Annotated in this window: 17 protein-coding genes; 1 reads left to right on the forward strand and 16 read right to left on the reverse strand. The window is 68.9% G+C overall.

Features of this window, described 5'->3' with window-relative positions:
• Window positions 1-9: 9 nt before the first annotated feature.
• The 16 genes from C5B99_RS08175 to C5B99_RS08250 form a co-directional block, all read right to left on the reverse strand.
• Window positions 10-2,061, reverse strand: a complete 2,052-nt coding sequence (locus tag C5B99_RS08175) for a hypothetical protein (protein WP_104241264.1) — start codon at window positions 2,059-2,061, stop codon at window positions 10-12.
• A gap of 14 nt (window positions 2,062-2,075) precedes the next feature.
• A complete protein-coding gene (gene metK, locus C5B99_RS08180) occupies window positions 2,076-3,269 on the reverse strand; it encodes a methionine adenosyltransferase (RefSeq protein ID WP_104241265.1) in 1,194 nt (397 codons plus the stop codon).
• 53 nt (window positions 3,270-3,322) lie between these two features.
• Window positions 3,323-4,540 (reverse strand): bifunctional phosphopantothenoylcysteine decarboxylase/phosphopantothenate--cysteine ligase CoaBC, encoded by a 1,218-nt coding sequence (gene coaBC, locus C5B99_RS08185; protein WP_104242053.1) that lies wholly within the window; start codon window positions 4,538-4,540, stop codon window positions 3,323-3,325.
• 73 nt (window positions 4,541-4,613) lie between these two features.
• Window positions 4,614-4,940 (reverse strand): DNA-directed RNA polymerase subunit omega, encoded by a 327-nt coding sequence (gene rpoZ / locus C5B99_RS08190; protein WP_068484449.1) that lies wholly within the window; start codon window positions 4,938-4,940, stop codon window positions 4,614-4,616.
• The gene (gmk, locus tag C5B99_RS08195) at window positions 4,937-5,836 is read right to left on the reverse strand and encodes a guanylate kinase (protein ID WP_104241266.1); all 900 of its coding nucleotides are present in this window, start codon (window positions 5,834-5,836) and stop codon (window positions 4,937-4,939) included. Before gmk ends, rpoZ begins: the two co-directional genes overlap by 4 nt.
• Window positions 5,833-6,711 (reverse strand): orotidine-5'-phosphate decarboxylase, encoded by an 879-nt coding sequence (gene pyrF, locus C5B99_RS08200; protein ID WP_104241267.1) that lies wholly within the window; start codon window positions 6,709-6,711, stop codon window positions 5,833-5,835. Before pyrF ends, gmk begins: the two co-directional genes overlap by 4 nt.
• A 12-nt stretch (window positions 6,712-6,723) precedes the next feature.
• Window positions 6,724-10,023, reverse strand: coding sequence for a carbamoyl-phosphate synthase large subunit (gene carB, locus C5B99_RS08205; protein ID WP_104241268.1), 3,300 nt, complete (start codon window positions 10,021-10,023; stop codon window positions 6,724-6,726).
• Window positions 10,024-10,025: 2 nt separating this feature from the next.
• Window positions 10,026-11,198 carry a glutamine-hydrolyzing carbamoyl-phosphate synthase small subunit gene (carA, locus tag C5B99_RS08210; RefSeq protein WP_104241269.1) on the reverse strand — a complete coding sequence of 391 codons (1,173 nt, stop codon included), beginning with the start codon at window positions 11,196-11,198 and terminating at the stop codon, window positions 10,026-10,028.
• Window positions 11,195-11,737 (reverse strand): hypothetical protein, encoded by a 543-nt coding sequence (locus C5B99_RS08215; protein WP_104241270.1) that lies wholly within the window; start codon window positions 11,735-11,737, stop codon window positions 11,195-11,197. The genes carA and C5B99_RS08215 overlap by 4 nt, the downstream gene beginning before the upstream one ends.
• Entirely contained in the window at window positions 11,737-13,080 is a 1,344-nt protein-coding gene (locus C5B99_RS08220) for a dihydroorotase (RefSeq protein ID WP_104241271.1), read from the reverse strand. Before C5B99_RS08220 ends, C5B99_RS08215 begins: the two co-directional genes overlap by 1 nt.
• Before the next feature lie 29 nt (window positions 13,081-13,109).
• Entirely contained in the window at window positions 13,110-14,069 is a 960-nt protein-coding gene (locus tag C5B99_RS08225) for an aspartate carbamoyltransferase catalytic subunit (RefSeq protein ID WP_104241272.1), read from the reverse strand.
• On the reverse strand, window positions 14,066-14,629 hold the full coding sequence (gene pyrR / locus C5B99_RS08230) for a bifunctional pyr operon transcriptional regulator/uracil phosphoribosyltransferase PyrR (protein WP_104241273.1): 564 nt from the start codon (window positions 14,627-14,629) through the stop codon (window positions 14,066-14,068). Before pyrR ends, C5B99_RS08225 begins: the two co-directional genes overlap by 4 nt.
• Before the next feature lie 165 nt (window positions 14,630-14,794).
• Complete coding sequence (nusB, locus tag C5B99_RS08235) at window positions 14,795-15,202, reverse strand: transcription antitermination factor NusB (protein WP_068484434.1); 408 nt, start codon at window positions 15,200-15,202, stop codon at window positions 14,795-14,797.
• Window positions 15,202-15,765, reverse strand: a complete 564-nt coding sequence (efp, locus tag C5B99_RS08240; RefSeq protein WP_104241274.1) for an elongation factor P — start codon at window positions 15,763-15,765, stop codon at window positions 15,202-15,204. The genes nusB and efp overlap by 1 nt, the downstream gene beginning before the upstream one ends.
• Window positions 15,766-15,881: 116 nt before the next feature.
• The gene (gene aroQ / locus C5B99_RS08245; protein ID WP_104241275.1) at window positions 15,882-16,349 is read right to left on the reverse strand and encodes a type II 3-dehydroquinate dehydratase; all 468 of its coding nucleotides are present in this window, start codon (window positions 16,347-16,349) and stop codon (window positions 15,882-15,884) included.
• Window positions 16,350-16,372: 23 nt separating this feature from the next.
• Window positions 16,373-17,275, reverse strand: a complete 903-nt coding sequence (locus C5B99_RS08250) for an HAD family hydrolase (protein ID WP_104241276.1) — start codon at window positions 17,273-17,275, stop codon at window positions 16,373-16,375.
• A gap of 123 nt (window positions 17,276-17,398) precedes the next feature.
• Between C5B99_RS08250 and C5B99_RS08255 the strand changes: the two genes are divergently transcribed.
• A complete protein-coding gene (locus C5B99_RS08255) occupies window positions 17,399-18,217 on the forward strand; it encodes a GNAT family N-acetyltransferase (protein WP_181064966.1) in 819 nt (272 codons plus the stop codon).
• Window positions 18,218-18,233 lie beyond the last annotated feature (16 nt).

The raw sequence follows: 18,233 nt of genomic DNA on the forward strand, positions 1-18,233 counted from the left end.
GAGCGCGGGTCAGAAGATGCCCGGCGGGTCAAATCGTACGCGCAGGGTCGAGGCGTGCCCGCCGCCGCGACCCGCGACGCGCGGGCGCCGGCTTGTTGCTGCTCGGACGAGCTCGCTCTTCAGCAGCTTCGCCAGCGGGGCGCCGAGCGAGTAGCTGAACTTGAGAACTGCTCGGCTTCCGACCTCCTGGGGCGTCGGTCCGAGGATCTGCATGGCCCCAGCCTGCTTGAGCTCGGCGGAGGCCTCGACGCTCGCAATGGCGTGGCGGACTTCCTCGTCGCTCCCGGAGATGGCGGCGACGCGAATCGCCGGTGGGAAGTGGAGATCGCGCCGCTCCTCGAGCTCGCGCGTCGAGAAGGCTGGCTGCTGCCAGGTGCGGAGCGCGTGCGCTGCCGGATTGTCGGCTCCCACGATGACGACCTTGGCGCCGCCCGAAGCCAGCGCCGCGGCGTTCGACCATCCGCGGAGCGCGTCGACGCCAGCGTCGAGGCGCTCCTGAGCGAGCGAGCGCTCCGTGTCGAGCAGGACGATGCCGGCGTAGCCGGAGCTCGGAACCGGCTCGGCGCCGCGCGTTGCCACGACGAGACAGGGGCGGTCGTCGATCGTCACGGTCTCTGAGGCTCCATCGGCCACGACGACACGAGTGCCGGGGAAGGCGCGTCCGAGCTCCTCTGCGGTCCGCTCCGCGCCGAGTGACGTGTTCCGGAGGCGCCGGTCGCCGCACTCGGGACACTGCCACTCGGGATGGAGGGCGTCGCACACCCTGCAGGAAGGGGGCGCTCCCGGACGCGAGTACTCGAGGGCTCCGCCGCAGACCGTGCAGCGAGCTGGCGTGCGACACCTGGCGCAGCTGAGGCTCGGGATGTAGCCGGCACGCACGACCTGGAGCAGCACCGGCCCGTGCTCGAGCGCGCGCCTCGCCTCCTGCCAGGCGAGCGCTGGGATGCGCGCGTGCGCCGCCGGCGTCTCCTCGGCGAGAGCCTGGCTGCCCGAGATGACCTTGGGAGCCTCCGGTCGCGCGAGCGGCACCGGAGTGAGCCACCGCATGCCCACGAGGCGGGCGACCTCCAGGCTCGGGGTGTGCGCCGCGAAGATGAGCGTGAGCGACTCGCGCTCAGCGCGGAGCAGGGCGACATCGCGGGTGCTGGCATATGGCGCGAGCTGCTCGGTGAAGCTCTCGTCGCCGTCGTCCCAGACGAGTACGGCCCCGAGGTTCGAGGCTGGAGCGTAGATGACGCTCCTCGTGCCGACGACGACACCCGGTGTCTCGTCGAGGCAGGCGAGGAACGCCGCGTAGCGGTCGGCGGGCTTGGCGCGGGTGTCGAGGCGGCGGACCCGCCCGGCATCGAGGAACCTGCCGAGCGCGCGCAGGGCCAGCTCGACGTCGCGGTAGTCGGGGACCGCCAGGATGACGGACTGCCCGGCGGCGACGCGAACCGCTGAGATCGCTGCGAGGGCGAGGAGCGAGCGGGGAACTCCCCCGTCGACGCCGACCGGGGCGTCGACCGCGAACCTCGCCGCCGGACCCCGTCCGAGCAGGTCGGCTGCCTCTGCCCCGTACATGGGAGCGAGCGTCGCCTCCGGGGCATCGTGGAGCTCGTCCGCTATGGACGCGGGCTCGTCGGCATCGCTCGACGGCGCGTCCTCGCCGCCAGGAGCTTCCGCCGTCGCTGGAGCTGCCTGGGCGCGTGCCTCCAGCCAGCGCTGCTCGACGCGCACGGACCTCGCCGGGATGGCGAGGCGCAGCACGTCCGCCGCGCATCCGGCCTGCCGGTCGGCGACGGCCCGGGCGAGGCCGGCGATCTCGGGCGTGAGTACCCTGGCAGTCGAGACGAGCTCGATGATCGGCGCGAGCTTGCCCGTGTACTCGGCGACTCGCTCGACGGCCACGACGAACCCCTGCAACTGGCGGTTCGAGGTGCGAAGCGGAACCGCAACCCGCATTCCGACGCCGATGCTCCCGCGCAGCTCGACGGGGATCTCGTACTCGAGCTCCCGGTCGAGCTGCGGAAGCGGGGAGGCGACGACGACGCGCGCGACCCTCGGCAGGGTGTCGTCCACAGCTGGCTCTGCGATCAGAGACCAGCGGCTCGGCGGAGCTCCTCGGCCCGGTCGGTGCGCTCCCACGTGAAGTCGGGCAGCTCGCGACCGAAGTGGCCGTAGGCGGAGGTCTGGGCGTAGATCGGGCGACGCAGGTCGAGGTCCTCGACGAGCGCACCTGGGCGGAGATCGAACGTCGAGAGGATCGCCTCGATGATCGTGGCGTCCGCCACCGTGCCGGTGCCGAAGCTCTCGACGTAGAGGCCGACCGGCTCAGCCTTGCCGATGGCGTACGCGATCTGCACTTCGAGGCGATCGGCGAGTCCCGCAGCGACGGCGTTCTTCGCCACCCATCGCATGGCGTACGCGGCCGAACGGTCGACTTTCGAGGGGTCCTTGCCGCTGAAGGCGCCGCCACCGTGGCGCGCCATGCCGCCGTAGGTGTCGACGATGATCTTGCGTCCGGTCAGGCCAGCGTCGGCGCGGGGCCCTCCGTCGATGAAGCTGCCTGACGGGTTGACGAGGAAGGTGGGCTCGGCGTCAGCGAAGCCGTTGCGCTCCAGCACCGGGCGGACGACGTGCCTGATGACGTCTTCGCGGATCTGCGCCTGCTCGAGGCCAGGGTCGTGCTGCGTGGAGACCACGACGGTCTCGATGGAACGGGGCACGCTCCCCTCGTAGCCGACGGTGACCTGCGTCTTGCCGTCTGGGCGCAGGTAGGCGACCTCGCCGGACTTCCGGACGGCCGCGAGCTGCTGCGCGAGCTGGTGCGCGAGGTGGATCGGCAACGGCATGAGGGCTTCGGTCTCTCGGGTCGCGTAGCCGAACATGATGCCCTGGTCTCCCGCGCCCTGCTTGGCGATCGCGTCTTCCGAGCTCTCGGAGCGGTGCTCCAACGAGGTCGTCACGCCCTCGCCGATCTCGGGAGACTGCTCTCCGACCGAGATCGAGACGCCGCACGAGGAGCCGTCGAAGCCGACGTCGCTCGACGTGTAGCCGATCTCGCTGATGGTGCGTCTGACGATGCCGGCGATGTCGGAGTACGCCTTGGTCGTGACCTCACCGGCGACGTGCACCTGGCCCGTCGTCACGAGCGTCTCGACGGCGACGCGGGACGCCGGGTCCTGGGTCAGGAGGTCGTCGAGGATGCGGTCGGAGATCTGGTCGCAGATCTTGTCGGGGTGACCCTCGGTGACCGACTCAGAGGTGAACAGGCGAAGAGAAGACAAGAAGAACCCCTTGCGGTGAGTGTTGCGGCTGCTGGTTGGCGACGCCGGCGTGACTATACGTTGGCGAGCAGATCCAGGATGACATCGGCCACCGACATCTTGTCGCCAGTGTGACGCGAGACAACGTCGCCAGACGCTGCGAGGATGAAGACCGAGTTGTCGTCCGACTGGAAGCCGAGGCTCCAGCCGACCCTGTTGACGACGAGGTAGTCGCATCCCTTCCTCGCGATCTTGGCCCGACCGAGCTCGAGGAGCGCAGCGTCGTCGGTCTCCGTCTCGGCCGCGAAGCCGATGATGACCTGATCGGCACCACGTGACGCGGACAGATCCTGCAGGATGTCGGGATTGCGGGTGAAGGTGAGCGTCAGCTCCTCGCCCGCCTGCTCCTTCTTGATCTTGCCCTCGGCGACGGTCAGTGGCCGGTAGTCCGCGACCGCCGCGGCCATGATGACGACATCGTGACGTGGGGCGATCTCGGCGCAGGCCTGCGCGAGCTGCTGCGCGCTCGAGACGGTGACGAGCTTGACCCCGTCGGGTGGCCGGACCTCCGCGTTGGCGGCGACGAGGGTGACCTCAGCGCCACGCGCGAGGGCACGCTCAGCGAGAGCGAAGCCCTGCCTCCCGCTCGATCGGTTGCCGATGAACCGCACGGGGTCGAGCGGCTCGCGGGTGCCTCCTGCAGTGATGAGGACTCGCCTCCCGCGGAGGTCGCTCACCAGTTCCGCCTCGCGGCGGCGTCGACGTTCGCCGCGTCCGGCGCTCAGGATCGTCGCAACGATCTCGGAGGGCTCCGCCAGGCGACCTGGCCCGGAGTCGTTGCCGGTCAGCTGTCCGTCGGCCGGACCGACGAGCACCACTCCACGTGCGTCGAGACGGGCCGCGTTGGCCTGCGTCGCCGGGTTGAGCCACATCTCCGTGTGCATGGCTGGCGCGAGGATGAGCGGGGCCGTCGACGCCAGGATCGTCGTGCCGAGCAGGTCGTCGGAGAGACCGGCGGCGATCTTCGCCATGGAGTTCGCGGTCGTCGGCACGACGGCGATGACATCAGCCTGCTGGCCGAGCGCGACGTGCCGAACCTCCGCGACGTCGTCGAAGACGTCGGTTCGAACGGGATTGCGCGAGATGGCCTCGAACGTCGGACGGCCCACGAACCGCAGCGCGGACTCCGTGGGCACGACGTCGACGTGATGGCCGAGGAGAACGAGATCGCGGATGACCTGCACCGCCTTGTAGGCGGCGATGCCGCCTGTCACGCCGATGACGACGCGCATCGGCTGCCCGTCAGACGCATCGGTCTGGTGGGCGGCAGCCGGATGCGCGCCAGCGATCTCGCTCACGGTCGTGCTAGGCCTGCGGTGCGTCGTCTTCGAAGTTGATCTCGTCGTCGAAGACGATGACGTCGTCCGGCGTCTCGAGCGGACGCGCCTCGACCATGACGATCTTCTGCTCGTTGATCTCGTGCAGCGCGATCGAGAGCGGCTTGTCGTCGATCGAGGAGTCGATCAGCGGGCCGACGTTCTGGTAGATCGCACCGTCGTGCAGGTCGGAGTAGTAGTCGTTGATCTGACGCGCGCGACGCGATGCGAAGATGACCAGCTGGTACTTGTTGTCGACGCGCTGCAGCAGCTCGTCCATGGGCGGGTCAATGATGCCCTTGGGCTTCTCAATCATGCGTGCTCCTTGTTCAGTCCCAGATGTTCGACTACGCGTGCCGCAGCCTCAGGCACGGAGTCGTTGACGACCAGTGCATCGAACTCGTCCTGGGCGGCGAGTTCGATCTTCGCGGTTTCGAGGCGCCGAGCCTGTTCTTCGGGTGATTCCGTGCCGCGCCCCACGAGGCGCCGCACGAGCTCGTCCCAGCTCGGAGGCAACAAAAATACCAGTCTAGCCTCAGGCATGCGCGATCTGACCTGTCTGGCGCCCTGAATGTCGATTTCGAGCAGGACGGATCGGCCGGAGGAGATGGCTTCGTCGATGGGGCCGCGCGGAGTGCCGTACCTGAAGGCGTTGTGGACGGTCGCGTACTCGAGCAGCTGCTCCTGATCGACGAGCCGGTCGAAGCCGGCGTCGTCGGTGAAGTGGTAGTTGACGCCGTCAACCTCGCCGGGCCGGGGTGAGCGCGTCGTGGCGGAGACGGAGAGCTCCACTTCCGGGTAGTGCTCGCGGATGTAGTTGGCGACCGTGCCCTTGCCGACTGCCGTGGGGCCAGCCAGGACCACGAGGCGATTCCCGGTGCTCTGCGCACCGAGTCGTTCCTCCAGGAAGGCGCGGAGGCGGATGCGCTGGTTGCGGCCGAGCCCACCGAGGCGCTTGGACGGCGAGATGGCCAGCTCCTCGAGGATGCGGGCCTGCTTGGTGGCTCCGATGTGCGGGATGCTCAGCAGGAACTGGGTCACGCGCAGCGAGTGCTCGGCTGCGTGTTCCGGGAACTGGCTCGCGTCGAGCACCGAGATGGGGCTGCGAGCGCCGGTCGCGAGCGCTCGCTTGACCTCCGCGCGGGCCTGGCGGGCGAGGACCGCGGCCCTGGAAGCGGCGACGCGGTCGACGGGGGGTGGCACCTGGGTCATGAGAGGGCGTTCTCCAGCTCTGCGGTCTGCTGGTCGATGGCGCCGGCGATGCCATCGGGTCCTGCAGCCAGGACGCTCCGGGAGACGTTCACGATGAGTGATTCGGTGGCTGCACCGAACGTGCTTCTGATCTGCGCGAACTCGGCCCCCTGGTGGCCGAAGCCCGGAGCGAGGATCGGGGTACGGGGTGCACCGCCGAGGGCGGGGAGGTCGACGCCGAGGGTGTCGAAGTCGACGGTGCCGCCGAGGACGACCCCGACCGAGCCGAGGTCACCGCTCGCGTGCTGCGCGTTCCAGGCGACCGCACGATTGGCGATGCCTCCCGCGACGGTCTCACCGCGCTGCGTTCCACGATCACGGCGAGCCGTCTGGATCGAGGTCGACTCTGGGTTCGACGTCGCAGCGAGCACGAACAGCCCCTTGCCGAGCCGCTCGGCGAGCTCGAGCGCCGCGGCGAGCGAGTCGAAGCCCTGGTAGGGGTTCACCGTCATCGCGTCGGCCTCGAGCGGAGACCCCGCTTCGAGCCAGGCCTTCGCGTAGGCCTCGAGGGTCGTGCCGACGTCGCCGCGCTTGACGTCGGCGATCACGAGCAGGCCCGCGTCCCGAGCCGCCGCGAGGACGGACTCGAGCGCCGAGAAACCCGCAGAGCCGAAGCGCTCGAAGAAGGCGATCTGCGGTTTGACGACGCCGACGCGCCCGGCAGCGGCCTCGACGACGCGAAGGCCGAACTCCTCGGCTCCGGTCGCGGTGTCGGGCAGCCCCCACGAGGCGAGCAGGAACTCATGCGGATCGATGCCGACGCAGAGTCGGCCCCGCTCCTCCACGGCGTGCTGGAGTCGCGGGCCGAACCCGCCCACTCCAGCACGCGACGCCATCGCTGCAGTCAACTAGCTTTCCCCCCTCTGGGTGTTGTACTCCTGCAGGCTCGTGACGGTGAATCCGCTGCGGAGAGCGGAGAGGGAGCCGACGGCGGCGGAGAGCTCCGAGATCGTCGTGAAGATCGGCAGGTCGGCGGAGACCGCAGCCATGCGGATCTCGTAGCCATCGGCTCGAGACGCCCGGCCGGATGGGGTGTTGATGACCATGTCGACCTCTCCCCCGTGGATCATGTCCACGATGTTGCGGTCCTGGCCCGGCGTCGTTCCATCCGGAGAGTCCGGGGTGAACTTGCCGACGACCTTCGCCGAGATGCCGTGGCGGGCGAGGACCGCTGCGGTGCCCTCGGTGGCGGCGATCGAGAACCCGAGTTCCACGAACTTCGCGACGGGCAGGACGATGGCGCGCTTGTCGCGGTCGGAGACGGACACGAAGACCGTGCCCGACTTCGGGAGGCCACCGTAGGCGGCGAGCTGGCTCTTCGCGAAGGCGGTCGGGAAGTCCGTGTCGATGCCCATGACCTCGCCGGTCGAGCGCATCTCCGGGGAGAGCAGCGAGTCGACGATGCGGCCGTCCTTTGTACGGAAGCGCTTGAACGGGAGCACTGCTTCCTTCACCGCGACGGGACTCGACGCAGGCTGGTGCGTGCCGTCCTGCTCGCGCAGGAGGCCTTCCGCCTTGAGCTCCGCGATGCTCACGCCGGTCATGACGCGTGCGGCGGCCTTGGCGAGCTGGGTTCCAAGCGCCTTGGAGACGAAGGGCACGGTCCGGGAGGCACGCGGGTTGGCCTCGAGCACGTAGAGCTTTCCTCCGGAGAGGGCGAACTGGACGTTGAGCAGGCCGCGCACCCCGACGCCCTCCGCGATGGCCAGTGTCGCGTCGCGGACGTTGTTGAGGACGGCGCTCGAGAGCGTGACGGGAGGCAGCGTGCAGGCCGAGTCGCCCGAGTGGATGCCCGCCTCCTCGATGTGCTCCATGATGCCGCCGATGTACAGCTCGTCGCCGTCGAACAGCGCGTCGACGTCGATCTCGGTCGCCTCGTCGAGGAAGCGGTCGACGAGCAGCGGGTGGGCGGGACCGACGATCGCCTGGCCCTCGATGCGCGAGAAGTAGTCACGCATCTGCTCGGCGTCGTAGACGATCTCCATGCCTCGGCCACCGAGCACGAAGCTCGGGCGGACGAGGACCGGGTAGCCGATGCCGGTGGCCACTTCGAGCGCGCCGTCGAGGTCGGTCGCCGTGCCGTTCTCCGGGGAGATCAGGCCAGCGCGGTCGAGGACACCCGAGAACAGGCCGCGTTCCTCCGCGAGATCGATGGCGGCGGGGCTGGTGCCGAGGATCGGCACGCCAGCGGCCTCGAGGCCCTTCGCGAGGCCGAGTGCCGTCTGACCGCCGAGCTGCACGACGACGCCGAGCAGCTCGCCTGCTCCGCGCTCGACCTCGACGATCTCCAGCACGTCCTCGAGCGTGAGCGGCTCGAAGTACAGCCGGTCGCTCGTGTCGTAGTCGGTCGAGACCGTCTCCGGGTTGCAGTTGATCATGATGGTCTCGAAGCCGGCGTCCGAGAGTGCGAACGACGCGTGCACACACGAGTAGTCGAACTCGATGCCCTGGCCGATCCGGTTCGGGCCGGAGCCGAGGATGATGACCTTCCGCCGGTCGCTCGGGGTGACCTCCGACTCCTGGTCGTAGCTGGAGTAGTGGTAGGGCGTGAATGCGGGGAACTCGCCGGCGCACGTGTCGACCGTCTTGAAGACCGGGCGCACACCGAAGTTGTGGCGGATGGCGCGGACCTCGTCCTCGCTGAGCCCGCGAAGCTCGGCGATCTGCGCGTCCGAGAACCCGTGTCGCTTGGCGTTGCGGAGGAGCCGCGCGTCGACGACGTCGGCGGAGGCGATCTGATCGGCCACCTCGTTGATGAGCACGATCTGGTCGATGAACCAGGGGTCGATCGCCGTGGACTCGAAGACCTGCTCCGGCGTCGCACCCTTCCAGAGCGCGCGCTGGACGTTGACGATTCGGCCGTCGGTCGGGACCTTGATGATCTCGAGCAGTTCATCGACCGAAGCCTCGTCGGCAGCCCAGGTGAAGGAGGACCCTCGCTTCTCCAGCGACCGCAGCGCCTTCTGCAGCGCCGTCGAGAAGTTGCGGCCGATGGCCATGGCCTCGCCGACCGACTTCATGGTCGTCGTCAGCGTCGTGTCGGCGGCGGGGAACTTCTCGAAGTTGAAGCGCGGCACCTTGACGACCACGTAGTCGAGCGTCGGCTCGAAGCTGGCGGGCGTCACCTTCGTGATGTCGTTCGGGATCTCGTCGAGGCGGTAGCCGATCGCCAGCTTGGCGGCGATCTTCGCGATCGGGAAGCCCGTGGCCTTCGAGGCGAGCGCCGACGAGCGGGAGACGCGCGGGTTCATCTCGATGACGATGATGCGGCCGTTCGAGGGGTCGATGGCGAACTGGATGTTGCATCCACCCGTGTCGACGCCGACGAGGCGGATGATCGCGATGCCGATGTCGCGAAGGCGCTGGTACTCGCGGTCGGTGAGCGTGAGGGCCGGGGCGACCGTGATGGAGTCGCCCGTGTGGACGCCCACCGGGTCGACGTTCTCGATGGAGCAGACGACGACCGTGTTGTCGGCCGTGTCGCGCATGAGCTCGAGCTCGTATTCCTTCCAGCCGAGGATCGACTCCTCGAGGAGCACCTCGCCGGTCGGGCTCGACTGGACTCCATCGGCGACGAAGCGGATCAGGTCCTCTTCGTTGTAGGCGAAGCCCGAACCGAGGCCGCCCATCGTGAAGGACGGCCGCACGACGAGCGGGTAGCCGAGGTCCTCGGCGAAGCCGATGGCCTGCTCGACGCTCGTCGCGATGTGCGAGCGCGCGACCTCTGCGCCGGCCTCGATGACGAGGTCCTTGAAGATCTGGCGGTCCTCGCCGCGGCGGATGGCCTCGACCTTGGCGCCGATGAGCTCGACACCGTGGCGCTCGAGGATGCCCTGCTCGTGGAGGGCGATGGCGGCGTTGAGCGCCGTCTGTCCGCCGAGGGTGGGGAGGATCGCGTCGGGGCGTTCCTTGATGATGATCGACTCGATGATGTCGGGGGTGATCGGCTCGACGTAGGTGGCGTCTGCGAAGTCCGGGTCGGTCATGATCGTCGCGGGGTTCGAGTTCACGAGGATGACGCGGACGCCCTCCTCGCGGAGCACTCGGCAGGCCTGCGTGCCCGAGTAGTCGAACTCGGCAGCCTGGCCGATGACGATGGGGCCGGAGCCGATGACGAGGACGCTTGAGATATCTGAGCGCTTTGGCATGCTTACGCGTTCTCCTGGCCGTTGGTGTGGGTGGATGGGGAGGCGAGGTGCTCGAGCACCATCTCCCTGAACTGGTCGAAGAGCGGCGCGGAGTCGTGGGGGCCCGCCGCCGCCTCTGGGTGGAACTGCACGCTGAACGCCGGGATGTCGAGGCAGCGGAGGCCTTCGACGACCTGGTCGTTCAGTCCGATGTGGCTCACCTGGGCGCGCCCGAAGCCTGCTGGCGTCTCGACGGGCCCGTCGAGGGGCGCCTGGACCGCGAAGCCGTGGTTCTGCGCGGTGATCTCGATGCGTCCCGAGAACGTGTCCACGACGGGCTGGTTGATGCCGCGGTGCCCGAAGGGGAGCTTGTAGGTGTCGAACCCGAGTGCGCGGCCGAGCAGCTGGTTGCCGAAGCAGATGCCGAAGAAGGGCGTCCCGTCGCGGAGGACGTTGCGGAGCAGCTCGACGTGGGCCTCGCTCGAGGCAGGGTCTCCCGGTCCGTTCGAGTAGAAGACGGCGGTCGGTGCGAGCTCGCGGAGCTGCTCGATCGTCGTGGCGTGCGGGAGCACGTGCACGTCGAAGCCGCGTTCGGCGAGCGCCTTGATCGTCGCGGTCTTGATGCCGAGGTCGATGATCGCGACGGATCCGATGCGCTCGGCTCCCGTGGAGGGGTGCACGACGGCCTTCGGCGTGGAGACGAGGTCGCTGAGGTTGCGTCCCGCCATGGTCGGCTGGGAGCGCACCTTCTCGAGCAGGGTGTCGTCGTCGGTCGCGGCCGCGTCTCCCGAGAAGATGCCGCCTCGCATCGAGCCTTCGCTGCGGATGCGGCGCGTGAGCGCCCGAGTGTCGACACCGGAGATGCCGACGATGCTCGTCGACGTCAGCGCGTTCTCGAGGGTGTCCTCTGCGCGCCAGTTGGAGACGACGCGGGAGGGGTCGCGCACGACGTAGCCGTCGACCCAGATCTGGCGCGACTCCATGTCCTCGTCGTTGACGCCGGTGTTGCCGATGTGCGGAGCCGTCTGCACGACGATCTGGCCCGCGTAGCTCGGGTCGGTCAGGGTCTCCTGGTAGCCGGTCATGCCTGTCGAGAAGACGACCTCGCCAAGCGTCTCGCCGACGGCGCCGTAGGCGTCGCCCTCGTATCGCGTGCCGTCCTCCAGAACGAGCACGGCGGGAATTGGTGGCGTCATGAGGACTCCTCGGTCGTGGGGGCTGGTGTCAGCTGCAGCGAGTGCAGCGCGGTCTTGAGCTGTTCGCGCGCCGTGGCGTCGACAACTCGGAGTGAAGTCTCGACGCTCACGCGCGGGTTCGCGTGCTCGTCGGCGGGCAGGAGCCAGCGGATGATCGTCAGGCCGCCGTTCTCGACCACGCGGTCGATCGTGACGGTGCCGTCGATCGTCGCCTCGATGTCTCCCGCTGGGATGAAGAAGGCGCGTTCGCCGGCGATCCGGACGACTGGCCCCTCACGGAGGACGGTGACCTCCGCTCGTCCTCGGAAGCCGAGCGGGGGCACGACGATCCGGTCAAGCGCATCGCCAGTGCGGCTTGTCGAGACGTAGTGGACGTCGTGCCAGTGTCCGAGCGGCTGCTGGGTCGAGTGCGGCGCCTCGAGGGGCGACGAGATTCCGGCCTGCCCTCGCACGCGGCGTCGCCAGCCGAGCCACATGAGCACGACGATGATGAGGAAGGCGACGATCGTCAGTGTCGCGGGGAGTACGCGATCGTCCATCAGGCGAGGTCCTTCGCTCTGGCCTTGGCGGCGTCAGCGGCACCCTCGGCGGACAGCAGCGCGCCATCGTCCAAGGTGCGTGTGCCCCGGTAGACCGTGTGCACGACCCGGCCGGGCAGCGGCATGCCGAGGAAGGGCGAGTTGATGCTCTTCCCGCCGAGCGAGTCCGTCGTGAAGTCGGCGGTGGGAGCGGGGTCGTAGAAGACGAGGTTGGCGAGCTCGCCGGCCGCGACGGGGCGGCCTGAGATGGCATCGCCGCCGATTCGGGCTGGGGTCTCCGACATGATCCGGGCGACGTCCGCCCACGTGAGCGCGCCGGTGTCGACCATGGTGTGCTGCACGACGCGCAGGGCTGACTCGAGTCCCACCATGCCCATCGCAGCCTGATCCCACTCGGTCTCCTTGGCGTCAACCGGGTGCGGTGCGTGGTCGGTTGCGACGATGTCGATCGTGCCGTCGGCGAGCGCCTCGCGCACGGCGATCACGTCGTCCTGGGTGCGCAGCGGCGGGTTGACCTTGAACCTCGCGTCGTAGCCGCGGACGAGCTCCTCGGTCAGCAGGAGGTGGTGAGGCGTGACCTCCGCAGTGATGTCGATGCCTCGCGACTTGGCCCAGCGGACGACGTCGACGCCCTCCCTGGTCGAGACGTGGCAGACGTGGAGGCGCGACCCGACGTGGTCGGCGAGGAGCGCGTCGCGCGCGATGATCGACGATTCGGCGACGGCGGGCCACCCGCCGAGACCGAGCTCTGCGGAGAGGGCGCCCTCGTTCATCTGCGCGCCGGCCGTGAGGCGCGGGTCCTGCGCGTGCTGTGCTACGACGCCGCCGAAGGCCTTCACGTATTCGAGTGCGCGGCGCATGATCAGGGGGTCGAAGACGCACTTGCCGTCGTCCGAGAACACCCGGACCTCGGCGTTCGACTGGGCCATCGCCCCGATCTCCGAGAGCTGCTCTCCCCCGAGCCCGACCGTGACGGCGCCGATCGGTCGCACGTCGGCGTAGCCGGCGGATCGGCCGAGCGCCGCTACCGCCTCGACGACGCCGGCGGTGTCCTGCACCGGTGAGGTGTTCGCCATTGCGAACACCGTCGTGTAGCCGCCGAAGGCCGCTGCGCGTGTGCCGGTCAGGACGGTCTCGCTCGACTCGAAGCCCGGCTCGCGCAGGTGGGTGTGGAGGTCGACGAGCCCGGGGAGCAGGACGAGTCCCTCGACATCGATCACGCTCTCCACGCTCTCGACGCCGATCGTGCCGGCCGGCGCGACCTCGGTGATCGTCGTCCCGCTGACGAGGACGTCGACGGGGTCGACGCCAAGCAGCTGGGCGCCTCGGTACAGCGTGGTCATGGTGCCTCTCTCGTTTCCTTGGCCCTGGTTCACGAGCCGCTCCCCGCACGTTCGCCTGAGCAGAGCACGTAGAGCGCTGCCATGCGGACGGCGACGCCGTTCGCGACCTGCTCGAGCACTGTCGACTGCGGTGAGTCGGCGGCGATGGAGGATATCTCCAGGCCTCGGTTCATCGGGCCCGGATGCATGACCATCGTAGTCTCGGGCAGGCTTCGGAAGCGGGCCTCACCGAGGCCCCAGTTCTTCGCGTACTCCCTGGTGTTCGGGAAGAACGCGTCGTGCATCCGCTCAGCTTGGATGCGCAGGAGCATGACCGCGGTTGGCTTGGTCGCGAGCGCGCCGTCGAGGTCGCTCGTGATGGTCGCTGGCCAGGCCTCCGTGCGGACCGGGACGAGCGTCGGGGGTCCGACGAGCGTGACCTCGGCGCCGAGCGTGGTCAGGAGCCAGACGTTCGACCTGGCGACACGGGAGTGCAGGATGTCGCCGACGATCACGACGTGGCAGCCGTCGAGGCCCTTGCCGCGTGCCGCAGCGCGCCCGTGGACACGTCGGCGCAGCGTGAAGGCGTCGAGCAGGGCCTGCGTCGGATGCTCGTGCATGCCGTCGCCGGCGTTGAGGATGGGGGCGTCGATCCAGTCGCGCTCGGCCAGCAGCTGCGGGGCCCCGCTCGAGGGGTGCCGGATGACGACGGCGTCGGCGCCGATGGCCTTGAGGGTCTGGGCCGTGTCCTTGAGCGATTCTCCCTTCGAGACGCTCGAGCCCTTGGCCCCGAAGTTGATGACGTCGGCGGACAGGCGCTTCTCGGCGGCCTCGAAGGAGATCCGCGTGCGCGTCGAGTCCTCGTAGAACAGGTTGACGACGGTGATACCGCGCAGGGCGGGGAGCTTCTTCACCTCGCGGTCGCCGACGTCGGACATGTCCTCGGCCATGTCGAGGAGCATGATGGCGTCGTCGCGCGACATGCCCTTCGTGGAGAGCAGGTGCTTCATGCGCGAGCTCCGTCCGTGATGACCACGCGGTCGCCGCCGTCGAGCTCGGTGAGCTCCACGCCGATTCGCTCGCTCCGTGCGGATGGCAGGTTCTTGCCCACGTAGTCGGCGCGGATGGGCAGCTCCCGGTGGCCTCGGTCGACGAGCACGGCCAGCTGCACGGCGCGCGGGCGGCCGGTGTCGCTCAGCGCGTCGAGCGCAGCGCGCACGGTCCGACCCGAGAAGAGCACGTCGTCGACGAGCACGATCGTCTTGCCGTCGATGCCGCCGACGGGGATGTGCGTCGGCTGCGAGACGCGAGCCGGGCCCCTCCGCAGGTCGTCGCGGTACATCGTGACGTCGAGAGCACCGGCGATATCGCCGGCTTCGACGTGGGTTCCGTTCGAGGCCTCGAAGCCAGCGATGAGGCTGGCGAGGCGCTTCGCGAGAGGAACTCCGCGGCTCGGGATGCCGAGCAGGAGCAGGTCTTTGGACCCGCGGTTCTGCTCGAGGATCTGGTGCGCGATGCGCACGAGGGCTCTGTGAACGTCGTCGTGATTCAGCACGGTTCGCTGGGACACGTCGACCTCCTTCCCCGCCTCACTGGACGGTGTTAAAGGATGTCTGGACTGGAGCCGCCGGGACTGCAGGCGAGCTGCAGGGAATCCGGTCGGCCGGAACCCGACTGGGGCCTGGGTCGCCACCGCTCTCGCGGCATCGACCCAGGCCACCAGCCTAGCACCGGGCTACTGCTCGCTGATGCGGCCGAGCACTCCGTGGATGAACTTGCCCGAGGCATCCGTCGAGTACTCGCCAGCTGCGCTGACCGCCTCGGTGATGGCGACCGCAGCGGGGATCTCGTCGTTGTACTTGAGCTCCCAGATGGCGACCCTGAGGATCGACCTGTCAAGGGCCGGCATGCGCTCGAGCGTCCAGTCGCGGGCCGTCTCGACGATGTAGCCGTCGATCTCGTCGGCGTGCTCGATGACACCGAGCACGATCTCCCTGGCGTAGCGCCAGCTCGCGGCACGGTCGGGCTCATCTGCTGCCCGTTCCGCCTCCTGTCCGAGGAGCTCCGGAATCGGGGTCCCCCGAACATCCGATGCGAACAGGATGTCCATGGCGCGCTTGCGCGCCTTCGTGCGCGCGCTCACTAGTCGTTGACGCGGCCCAGGTAGTCGCCCGTGCGGGTGTCGATCTTGACCTTGGTGCCGGCGTTCAGGAAGAGCGGGACCTGGATCTCGGCACCCGTCTCGACGGTCGCAGGCTTCGTGCCGGCGTTCGAGCGGTCGCCCTGGAGGCCCGGCTCCGTGTACGTGATCTCGAGGACCACGGACGGCGGGAGCTCGATGTAGAGAGGCTCGCCCTCGTTGAGCGCGATCTGCACGCTCTGCTGCTCGAGCATGTACTTCGCGGCGTCGCCGACGATCTTCTCGTCGAGCGTGATCTGGTCGTAGTCGCTCTGGTCCATGAAGACGTAGCCGTCTCCGTCGCGGTAGAGGTACTGGAAGTCGCGCCGGTCGACGGTCGCGGTCTCGATCTTGGCGCCAGCGTTGAACGTGCGGTCGACGGTCTTGCCGCTGACGACCTGCTTGAGCTTGGTGCGCACGAACGCACCGCCCTTGCCGGGCTTCACGTGCTGGAAGTCGATGACCTGCCAGAGCTGTTTCTCGATGAGGAGTACAACGCCGTTCTTGATGTCTGCCGTAGTTGCCATGGAAGTTTCTCCGTGTCCATCCCGCGGTGCTGCGGGATTCTTCAGTTATTGGCACCTGGTTGAGGTACGCGCGAGCTGTCGGCGCGAGGCGTTTGCCCCAGCGGCCCCGGAGAAGTCTAGTGCAGGGTCTCTGGAGAGGGCCTCGTCGCCTCGCTCATCGCCCGAATGCCCTCGAGCGCGGCGAGGTACGAACCGGCGCCGAGCCCTGCGACGACGCCGGTCGCGACCGGCGAGATGACACTCGTGTGACGGAAGACCTCACGAGCGTGGGGGTTCGAGAGGTGCACCTCGATGAGCGGGGTGCCGGTCTCCGTCACGATGGAGACCGCATCGCGCAACGCGATCGAGTAGTGCGTGAGGGCTGCGGGATTCAGGATGACCGGGGTGCGTGCGTCGGCCGCCTCGTGCAGCCACTCGACGAGCTGCCCTTCGAAGTTCGACTGGCGGGCATCGATCTCGATGCCGCTCCCCGCTCGCTCGCGGAGGAGTTCGATGATGTCGTCCAGGGTCTGGGTGCCGTAGGTCTGGGGCTCGCGGGTGCCGAGCCGGTTGAGGTTCGGGCCGCCGAGGACGAGGATGCGCATGCCGGCCAGTCTAGCGATCGGCCTCAGGCGTACGCGGCGGTCGGCGCCACGGAGGCGTCTGCGGTGATCAGGCCGTTGCGGACGAACGCGTTCCACACCCCGTTGTCGTCGACGCCCGTCGTGACCTGGTCAGCGTGGGCCTTGATGGAGTCCGGGGCGTTGCCCATGGCGATGCCGATGCCCGTGACCTGGAGCATCTCGACGTCGTTGATGCTGTCGCCGATGCCGATCGTGTCAGCCGGGTCGAGATCCAGGATCCTGCAGACCTCGAGAATCGCGCTCCCCTTGTTGACGCCGAGCTGCAGGAGCTCCCCGCTCTGGGGACCGAGAACCGGCACGGTGGCGTTGATGACGTCGAAGCGCCCCGCGAAAGCGGCGCGGATCTCGGCGATCGACGTGGCCGCGCTCAGGAAGCACATCTTGCCGATGTCGTCGCGCAGCACCTCGCCTCCATCGTCGAAGAACTTCTCGAACTGCAGCTCGCCGTCAGACTCGACGCGGTTCGAGTCGGCGACCTCGGCCGCGAGGAGTTGGCGCAGATGCGCGCGGAACCCCGGGCTGGCGACGACGGCGGCGTCGCTCTGCACGTAGAAGTCGATGCCGGCGCCCGTGAAGAAGTCGATGGCGAACGCGGCGTCCTCGAGGGACATGGTCCGCGAGACGCGGGTCTCGCCGTCGAGCCAGACGAAGCTCCCGCCGGCGCTCACGATCCCATCGAAGCCGAGGTCGAGGATCTGCGGGTAGATCTCGCCGCGGGACCGGCCTGTGCAGATGAAGAGCAGGTGTCCCGCGTCCCGGGCTCGGGACACGGCTTCGACGGTCGAGGGCTGGATGTGCTCCCGCTCGTCGATGAGCGTGCCATCGATGTCGAGGAAGACGATGCGCCTGGTCAACTGTGGATCCTCCTGCTCGATGGATGCGGTCACTGCGTCTGCGTCCCGCGCGAGCGAGGCATGCCGTCAGGTCCGCCGTCCAGGCTAGACGATGTCGCGAGCGGTCCCGGCCGAGCATGCTGGCGCGGCTGCTCGCCTGCCCGTAGCCTCGAATCCATGACCGCGGAACCTGGACCAGCCACCGAGGAGCCGGCGCTGCTGCCGACGGTCGCGCAGGCCACCTCCGCGCTGATGGCGAGCTGGCCCGCTCTGGATGAGCGGCGAATCGGCGGGTGGCGCCTCGGATTCGCAGAGGGATTCACGAGGCGCGCGAACAGCGTGTGGATGCTCGGCCCCGCCGAGGAGACGCAGCTCGCGCTCGGCGCCGTCGAGGAGGCATACCGCGTTCGTGGGCTCCCCAGCCAGTTCCTCGCGACGGGGTCGGCGGATCCCCGCGACGTCGCCGCCCTCGAGGCGTTCGGCTACTCCCCCACGCTGACGGGCAGGATCCTCTGCCGCTCGCTTCGCGGTGGAGAACCGGCAGCTCTCGAGGGCGAGTCGGGCGGCGACCTCATCCCGGTCACGCGGGCTGGTCCCGAACTCCCTCCGGACTGGCTCGACGCCTGGCTCAGCTGGAGCGACCGCAGACTGGCGCGCGACCGGCGCCTCGCCCCGCGCATCCTCAGCTCAGGAGCGTCGAGCTTCCTCGGCGTCCGGCAGGAGGGAACGCTCGTGGCGCTCGCTCGGGTCACCGTGGTCGACGGCACCGGGGTCATCGACTGCCTGGTCACCCAGAGCGCACACCGAGGGCGAGGCCACGGTCGGCTGCTCCTGCGCCAGGCCCAGCAGGAAGCGGCTCAGCGCGGTGCGACCTCCTGCCTCGCGATGGTGGTCGAGAGCAACGCCGTCTCCCGGCGGCTGTTCCACCGAGCAGGCTTCACGGCGCTGAGCTCGTTCACCTACCTGCAGGCGCCGGAGCGCGTGAGCTGCTGCTGACCGGTGGCTGGCGCCG

The organism is Pseudoclavibacter sp. Z016 (assembly GCF_002931215.1).
Classification (GTDB): domain Bacteria; phylum Actinomycetota; class Actinomycetes; order Actinomycetales; family Microbacteriaceae; genus Pseudoclavibacter.